The sequence below is a fragment of the Aeromicrobium sp. Leaf272 genome (assembly GCF_001422865.1).
GTDB lineage: Bacteria > Actinomycetota > Actinomycetes > Propionibacteriales > Nocardioidaceae > Aeromicrobium.
On record NZ_LMMY01000001.1, the window covers coordinates 53,656 to 61,720 of the forward strand.

Annotated in this window: 5 protein-coding genes; 2 read left to right on the forward strand and 3 right to left on the reverse strand. The window is 71.7% G+C overall.

The window, feature by feature from the left end; all coding sequences use genetic code 11:
• Together ASF38_RS00295 and manA are read left to right on the forward strand one after the other, a co-directional pair.
• On the forward strand, positions 1–1,836 hold a 1,836-nt coding region (locus ASF38_RS00295; RefSeq protein ID WP_369815141.1), incomplete at its 5' end, for a DEAD/DEAH box helicase.
• 29 nt (positions 1,837–1,865) lie between these two features.
• Positions 1,866–3,050: a mannose-6-phosphate isomerase, class I gene (manA, locus tag ASF38_RS00300; RefSeq protein WP_056572883.1), complete on the forward strand. Its 1,185-nt coding sequence runs from the start codon at positions 1,866–1,868 to the stop codon at positions 3,048–3,050.
• Positions 3,051–3,689: 639 nt separating this feature from the next.
• Here manA and ASF38_RS00305 read toward each other — a convergent pair.
• The 3 genes from ASF38_RS00305 to ASF38_RS00315 form a co-directional block, all read right to left on the reverse strand.
• Entirely contained in the window at positions 3,690–4,811 is a 1,122-nt protein-coding gene (locus ASF38_RS00305; RefSeq protein WP_056572886.1) for a mannose-1-phosphate guanylyltransferase, read from the reverse strand.
• A gap of 31 nt (positions 4,812–4,842) precedes the next feature.
• On the reverse strand, positions 4,843–6,294 hold the full coding sequence (locus ASF38_RS00310) for an endonuclease/exonuclease/phosphatase family protein (RefSeq protein ID WP_055970039.1): 1,452 nt from the start codon (positions 6,292–6,294) through the stop codon (positions 4,843–4,845).
• A 296-nt stretch (positions 6,295–6,590) separates the two neighbouring features.
• Positions 6,591–8,065, reverse strand: a 1,475-nt coding sequence (locus ASF38_RS00315; RefSeq protein ID WP_162237265.1) for a hypothetical protein, incomplete at its 5' end; no start/stop codon positions are given.

The following is an 8,065-nucleotide window of genomic DNA, read 5'->3' on the forward strand; positions in this document are numbered from 1 at the left end:
GTCGAGGCCGGCCCTGTCGAGGCGAGCCCTGTCGAGACCAGCCCTGCGGACACCGTGGTCGAGCCGGCCCCCGACCAGCCGGTCGCGCCGACTCGGCCGTTCTCCGACCTCGGTCTCGACGACGAGCTCGTGCAGGTCCTCGAGCGCCTCGGCTACGAGACCCCCACGCCGATCCAGGAGGCGGCCGTGCCGGCCCTCCTGGCCGGTCGTGACGTCGTCGGTCTCGCCCAGACCGGTACCGGCAAGACGGCCGCGTTCGCCCTGCCGATCCTGCAGAAGATCGACCCCGACCGTGCCTCCACCCAGGCGCTGGTGCTCGCCCCCACCCGCGAGCTCGCGCTCCAGGTGTGCGAGGCCATGACGTCCTACACGCCCAAGGGGCGTCGGATCCGGGTGCTGCCCGTGTACGGCGGCCAGGGCTACGGTGCCCAGCTGGCGGGCCTCGAGCGTGGCGCCCACGTCGTCGTCGGCACGCCCGGCCGCGTGATGGACCACCTCGACCGCGGCAGCCTCGACCTCACCGGTCTCGACCACCTCGTCCTCGACGAGGCCGACGAGATGCTGGCGATGGGGTTCGCCGAGGACGTGGAGCGGATCCTCGCCGACACCCCCGAGTACAAGCAGGTGGCGCTGTTCTCGGCCACGATGCCGCCGGCGATCCGTCGTCTGGCCAAGCGCTACCTCCACGACCCGGCCGACATCGCGACGCCGCAGGCGCGCTCCTCCACGAGCACCGTGCGCCAGCGCTGGATCCCGGTCTCGCACCACGCGAAGCTCGACGCGCTCACGCGCCTGCTGGAGGTCGAGAGCGGCGACGGGATGATCATCTTCGTCCGCACCAAGTCGGCCACCGAGGAGCTCGCCGAGCGTCTGCGGACGCGCGGCTTCTCGGCCGCCGCCATCAACGGCGACCTCGCCCAGGCCCAGCGCGAGCGCACGGTCAACGCCCTCAAGTCGGGTGCGCTCGACATCCTGGTGGCCACCGACGTCGCGGCCCGCGGACTCGACGTCGACCGCATCACCCACGTGGTCAACTACGACATCCCGCACGACCCCGAGGCCTACGTGCACCGGGTCGGCCGCACCGGGCGCGCCGGACGCAGCGGCGAGGCGATCCTGTTCGTCACCCCCCGCGAGCGCCGTCTGCTGTCGGCCATCGAGAAGGTCTCGGGTCGCGCCGTCGAGGAGACGGGCGTGCCGAGCGTCGACGAGGTGAACGCCCGCCGGACGGCCAAGTTCGCCCAGGCGATCACCGACAGCATGGGCTCGCCCCAGTTCCACGCGTTCCGCGGCCTGGTCGAGGACTACGTGCGCGAGCACGACGTCGAGATGCTCGACGTCGCCGCCGCCCTGGCCGTCATGAGCACCGACGACAAGGAGTTCTTCCTGCGCCCCGACCCGCCCAAGGCGGCGCGGCGCGAGCGCCCCGAGCGTCCGGCGCGCGACACGAGCGACCGCGGACCGCGTCCGTCGAAGGACGGGTGGACGCCGTACCGGATCGCGGTGGGCAAGCGCCACAAGGTCTCGCCCTCGATGATCGTGGGCGCCCTGGCCAACGAGGGAGGGCTGCGGCGCGCCGACTTCGGGAAGATCACGATCGGCGTCGACCACGCCGTCGTCGAGCTCCCGCAGGACCTGCCGGACGCGGTCTTCGAGGCGCTCTCGGACACCCGGATCTCCGGCCGACGGATCGACCTGAAGCGCGACGGCGGCCCGCAGGGCCGCAGCCACGGCGGCGGGCGCGACGACCGTGCGGGCGGCTACCGCTCGAAGGGCGGACCGCCCGGCAAGGGCGCGAAGGACAAGTACCGCAAGCCTCGCCACCCCAAGGGCTGACGACGGCCACGGCCTTCCGAGAGGACGAGATGCGACGACTCGAGAACCCTGATCGCGACTACGACTGGGGCTCGCCGGAGGCGATCCCTCGCTTCCTCGGTCGGCCGCCGGCCGGGGGACCGGTGGCCGAGATCTGGATGGGCACCCACCCGCTCAACCCCTCGCGCGTGCAGGGCGCGAAGGGTCCGGTCTCGTTGCGCGAGGTCGCGGGCGAGCTGCCCTTCATGCTGAAGATCCTCGCCGCGGACCGGCCGCTCTCCATCCAGGTGCACCCCAACGCCGTGATGGCCCAGGAGGGCTACCGGGCCGAGGAGGCGGCAGGCGTCCCGCTCGACGCGCCCCACCGCGTCTACAAGGACCCCCATCCCAAGCCGGAGATGGTCTACGCGCTGACGGCGTTCGACACGCTCGTCGGCTTCCGGCCCACGGCCGAGATCCTGCGCGTGCTGGCTGCCATCGACGTCCCGCGGGTCCAGGACCTCGTCGAGAGCCTGCGTCGTCAGCCCGGGTTCCTCGGCATCGTGCGCGTCGTGGAGGACCTGCTGACCGATCCGCCGTCGCCCGAGGAGGTCGCCGAGGTCGTGGCGGCGTGCCGCGACGCGGAGCAGCGCGGCATCGACATCAAGCGTGCCTACGCCACGGCGGTCCTGGTCGGCGAGCACCACCCGGGCGACGTCGGTGTCGTGATGTCGTTGCTGCTCAACCGGCTCACCCTCCAGCCCGGCGAGGCGGCCTACCTCGGTGCGGGCATCATCCACGCCCACCTCAGCGGGCTGTGCGTGGAGGTCATGGTGTCCTCCGACAACGTGCTGCGCGGCGGACTCACCGGCAAGCACCTCGACCCGCAGGGCCTGGTGCGGTGCCTCGACCGCGGCATGTCGCGCCTGGCGCGCGTCGAGGCCGACCAGTTCGGCTTCTCCACCGACGTCTACAGCCCCGGCCTGCGTGAGTTCGCGCTGTCGATCACGCAGTGCTCGTCGGCCGAGCCCGACGGTGCACGCCTGCCCGACGACGGTCGGCGGATCGTGGTCTGCCTCGGGGGTGACGTGGAGGTCGTCAACGAGATCGGGGAGCGGGAGAAGCTCGCCCGCGGCGAGGCCCTCTTCGCCGACGAGTCCGACGGCGTGCTGCACGCGGTGGGCACGGGCGAGGTGGCGCAGGCCTACACGCCGGCTCCCGACCTCCCGCCCGCCGAGCTGACCGACCTCGTCTGAGTCTTCGCTCGCTGCTGCGTTGCTGTGGGTGGGTCGTCGTCGTCCTGCTGCTGCGTTGCTCCGGCTGGGTCGTGCCTTGCGGCTGCGTTGCTGTGGGTGCGAGTGGACCTGCGCTCCGAAAGGGCCTCGACCGGCGGATGGGTTGGGGCTCGGGTGGGCTTTCGGAGCGTGGCTGGGGGTGACGCAAGGTTCTGCGTTCGTGTGTGAGGGGGCGAAGGATGCTGCGTTTGCTACGGGATCCCGTCGTGAATGCAGCATCGTTCGGGGTTCTGCGCGCGAAGGCAGAATCCTGCGTCCGCCGGGGGCGCCGGTGCGCGGCGGGTGGGCAGGGATTCTCCTTTTGCGTGGACCGTGCCTCACGAAGGGAGAATCCCTGCCCGTACGGGGCCCTTTTCGTCGCCACGATTCCTCCTTCGCGTGGCACGGTCCACACAAGGGAAGAATCGTGCGTGGATCCCGCGCAGATGGAGAATCGTGGCCGCGCCCCGCAGGCCCAACCGACCCGGACCCGCTGCTCCGGTCGAGGCCCTTTCGGAGACCGCCCCGCCTCGGAGCCACAGCGACGCACCCGCAGGACGAAGGCCAGCCGCCGCAGTCGCGGCCGACCACTCACCCGCCGCCACACGGATGCAGAGGAAGTCAGACCAGGTCGTCGCGTCCGGCCGCCGACAGCGCGGCCGGGACCTCCTTGACGCGCTGGGCGTGCTCGAGCGTGGTCACGAGCAGTGCGTCGTCGGTCTGCACCACCACGGCGCCGGGGATGCCGACGACCGCGACCGTGACGCCCGGCCGGGCGCGCACCAGCCCGTCGGAGTCGATCCAGACGGTGTGGTCGTCGCGCGAGGTGCCGTCGCTCGAGGGCGCCTGGTCGTGCCCGAGGTCGTGGAGCGCGGCGAAGTCGCCGATGTCGTCCCAGCCGAACCGTCCGGGGACGGTCGCGATGCCGCCGGTGAGGGAGACCGGCTCGGCGACTGCGTGGTCGATCGCGATCTTGGTGAGGGTCGGCCAGACCTCCTCGAGCACGGTCTGACGGTCGGGGCCCGACCACGACGCGGCGATGCGCCGCAGCCCGTCGTGCAGGGTGGGCTGGAGGCGAGCCAGGTGGTCGAGGAGCACGTCGGCGCGGGTGACGAACATGCCCGCGTTCCAGCTGAAGGTCCCGGCGCGCAGGTAGGCCTTGGCCGTCTCCTCGTCCGGCTTCTCGACGAAGCGCACGACGGTCCGTGCGGTCGGGGCGCCCTCGACGCTCAGGGGCGCTCCGGACTCCACGTAGCCGAACGCCGTGGACGGTGACCGTGGGGCGATGCCGATGGTGGTGACGTGACCGTCGCGAGCGGTGCGCACCGCCTGGACGACGGCGTCGGCGAAGCGGTCGGCCCCGGAGACCACGTGGTCGGCGGCGAAGGACGCGACCACGGCGTCGGGGTGGTCCTGGTGGACGACGGCCGTGGCCAGGCCGATGGCCGGCATCGAGTCACGCGGGGACGGCTCCACGAAGATGCTCGTCAGCGCGGGCAGCTGCTCGCGGACCGCGTCGGCGTGACGGGGCCCGGTGACCACGTGCACGCGCTCCGGCGGCACGAGCTGCGTCACGCGGTCCCACGTCTGCTGCAGCAGCGTGCGGCCGGAGCCCGTGAGGTCGAGCAGGAACTTGGGCCGGCCGGCGCGCGAGAGGGGCCACAGCCGGGTGCCGGCGCCCCCGGCGGGGATGATGACGTGCAGGTCGGCCAGGTCGGCCGGTCCCAGAGGATCGGGGCTCATGCGGTTCGGGTCTCCTGCCGTGGCGGTGGACTCAGCCCGGCGACGGGACGTCGTCGACCGGTGGGACGTCGACGACCGGCGTCGGCTCGCCGACGTCGACCTTCTTGCCCTCGAGCGACAACGTGGCACGCAGGGCGTTGTGGTCCGTCAGCACCGGTGACGCGTAGCTGCTGCCCGACATCCGCACGAGCTGCTTCCAGGCGAGCACCTGGAACTCCTCGGAGGCGAAGATGTGGTCGACGTGGGCGCCGGAGCGCAGAGGACGCGTGGAGAACGTGTGGCCCGTGTTGAACTCGCGGTTCTCGACCTTCTTCGCGACGTCGACGGTGTCGCGCTGTCCGATGCCTCGCATCATGGAGCCGGGGGAGTCGGCGCCGCGGTGGCGACCGGAGTTGAAGTCTCCGGCGTAGACGATCGGCAGGCCGCCGTCGTTGATGGACCGCATGCGCGAGATCAGCGTGTTCATCTCGCTGCGCCGCTTGCCGTCGTTGCCGTGACCGTTCTCCAGGTGCACGTCGACGACGAAGAACTGGCGGCCGGTCTCCTTGACCGTGAACCGGGCCCACGTGGCGTGTCGACCGTGGCCGACGGGGAAGAAGCCACCGCTCTCCTGGGTGAACAGGGCCGGTCGGTAGAAGATGTAGCGAGCCTTGGCGCCGCCCGTCGCGCGCTGGAAGCCGCGCTCGCCGCCGGTGAAGATCGCGTTGGTGGTGCCGCCGACCCGCTTGCCGCCGGCTTCCTGCAGGACGAACAGGTCGAGCTTCTCGGCGTTGAGGAAGGCCGCCATCTGCCGGGCCCGTCCGGCGTAGCCCTTGCACTTCTCCGAGCACACGTTCCAGGTGCCGACGTTGAACCGCACGTCCTCGGGGAGCGTCTCGGTGGCGACCGCAGCCCCGAACTCGCCGACCACGTCGCCGTTGACCGGCCGCGCGCGGAACCAGTACGGGCGACCCGGCTCGAGGGCGTCCGTGACCAGCTCGGGCTCGCTGCCCACGGTGCGCACGGACTGGACCAGCTCACCGAAGTCCTTGTCGGTGGCGACCTGCACGTCGTACTGCCGGGCGTTGACGACCGGCTTCCACTCCAGCCGGGCGCCCGTGGTGCCGGTCTTGTCGACCGCCACCTTCGTCATCTCGCCGGGGGGCAGCACGAAGCGACCGGTGCGGGACCGCACGATCTCGCCGTCCTTGACCGCGTCGACGCGGAAGAAGCGGTCGCCGCCGGGCGTGGTGGGCTGCAGGTCCTCGACCAGGACCTGCTTCTTGGTGGAGGTGACCTTGAGGGCGTCCTTCGTCAGGGCGCGGTCGCTGCCGACGTGGACGACGTACTCGTCGACCTCGTCGGTGGACGCCCACGTGAGCTCGACGCTCGTGGGCGACAGGGTCTCCGCCGCGAGGCGGGTCGGCGGTGCGGTGTCGTCGAGCAGCGTGCGCGACGACCACAACCCGCCGGCCAGCACCGCGAGGCCCGCGACCAGGGCCACGAGCAGCCCGACGCGACCGAGGCGGGGCCGACGCCGTCCGCTGCGTCCGCCGCGCGCACCGGGACGTCGCCGGGCGCCGCCGCGTGAGGGCGGGCCCGCAGGACGCGTCGCGACACGACGGCCTGCAGGGATGCGGCGACGGGTGACCAACGGAGAGGCTCCAGCACGAGGATGGCGGCGGACTGACGGACTGCGCGAATTCTAACCGGCTCGGCCGCCTGGGGTGGGCCGGTCCGCAGGTTCGTGCTCAGGAACGCTCGCCGGGCCACCCTCTGCGCCGCTGCCCGCGGCCGACCTCAGGGCTTCTGGGTCTGCCCGGGGATGCCGAGGTAGGCCGTCAGCGGGTTGTGGTCGCTCGCGAACGGCGTGCGGTACCGGTTCGCCGACGCGAGGTCCACGACCACCTTCCAGGTGCGCGACGTGACGTCCGGGGTGGTGTAGATCGCGTCGACGTGGTCGCCGTTCTTGATCGGCACGACCTGGCCCTGGTTGGAGGAGTTGAACAGGACGTTGTAGGCGTGGCCGTCGGCCCGGTCGCCGTTGTCGGCGGCGCGGGCCCGGTCGAAGGAGTCGACGTGGTCGGCGGCGAGGAACGCCTTGCGCACGCCGTCGTAGCCGCCGGCGTACTTCGCGTTGTTCTTGTTGGAGTTCACGTCGCCGGCGTAGACGACGGGCAGGTCGCGGGTGTTGAGCGCCCCGACCAGCGACAGCATCCTGCGCGTCTGGGCGTACCGGCGGTCGTCGTTCGTCTTGCCCTTGTACGGCTCGAGGTGGGGGTCGACGACGATGAACGGGGTGCCGGAGCTCTTCTCGACGAGCTCGGCCCACACGGCGTAGCGCCTGCGGTCCGCGTCGAGGGTCAGCGTGCCCGAGCGGTTGAGGTTGTAGACCGACGTCTTGTAGAACAGCGACTTGGCCGAGATGTAGGCCGCGCGGCGGAACCCGGGGAGCACCGACCCGAAGTTGGTGTCCTTGTCGCCGGACTCCTGCGTCGAGATGACCGAGGCGCCGGTGCCGAGCACGGCGGCCGCCGCACGCGACTTGCGGCTCTTCCAGCTGCCGATCCCGCTCGAGGAGCGGCACTTGTCCTGGCCGCAGAGGTTGTAGGTGACCACGCGGACGTCGACGTCGGAGGTCGGCAGGATCCGGGTGGTGACGCCCCGGACGGCGCCCTTGACCGGTGCGTTGTCGCCACGGGTCCGCGCGTAGTAGCGGACGCCGGGGGCCAGGCCCGTGAACGTGGTCCGGGTGCCGGCGACCTGCTGCGTGCGGACGCCCGAGCTGAAGTCCTTCTTCGTCGACACGTCCACGACGTAGGTCTCGGCGTTGGTGGCGGCCTTCCAGATCAGCGTGAGGCTGGTGGGGGTGGAGGACTCGAAGGTGATCCAGGCGACGTCGCCGACGGGCAGGTCGAAGCGGGCGCGGGCGCTGTCGGCGCGGGCGTCGCCGCGGTAGGCGCGGACCATGTAGACGTAGTCGGTCCCGAGGTTGGGGGACAGCCCGGTGAGCGTCGCGGTGGTCCCGGTGGTGCGAGGCGTCACCTGCTCGCACGCCGTGGCCTTGACGAAGGTCATGACGCACACGTCGTAGGAGGTGGCGTTCTTGGCCGCCTTCCACGTGATGGTGGCCGAGGAGCTCTTGACCGCGTGCTTGAGGCCGGTGGGGGCCTCCGGCTTGAGGGTCAGCTCGATCGGGGTGCGCGGCGAGGCTGCGGACGCCTTGCCGACGTAGGCGCGCACGTGCACGTGGTAGTCGGTCCCGTCGACGGGGG

Bases quoted from the DNA above. Each gene is read 5' to 3' on its own strand.
- manA (WP_056572883.1), top strand. From the start codon at position 1,866: ATGCGACGACTCGAGAACCCTGATCGCGACTACGACTGGGGCTCGCCG.
- ASF38_RS00305 (WP_056572886.1), bottom strand. From the start codon at position 4,811: ATGAGCCCCGATCCTCTGGGACCGGCCGACCTGGCCGACCTGCACGTC.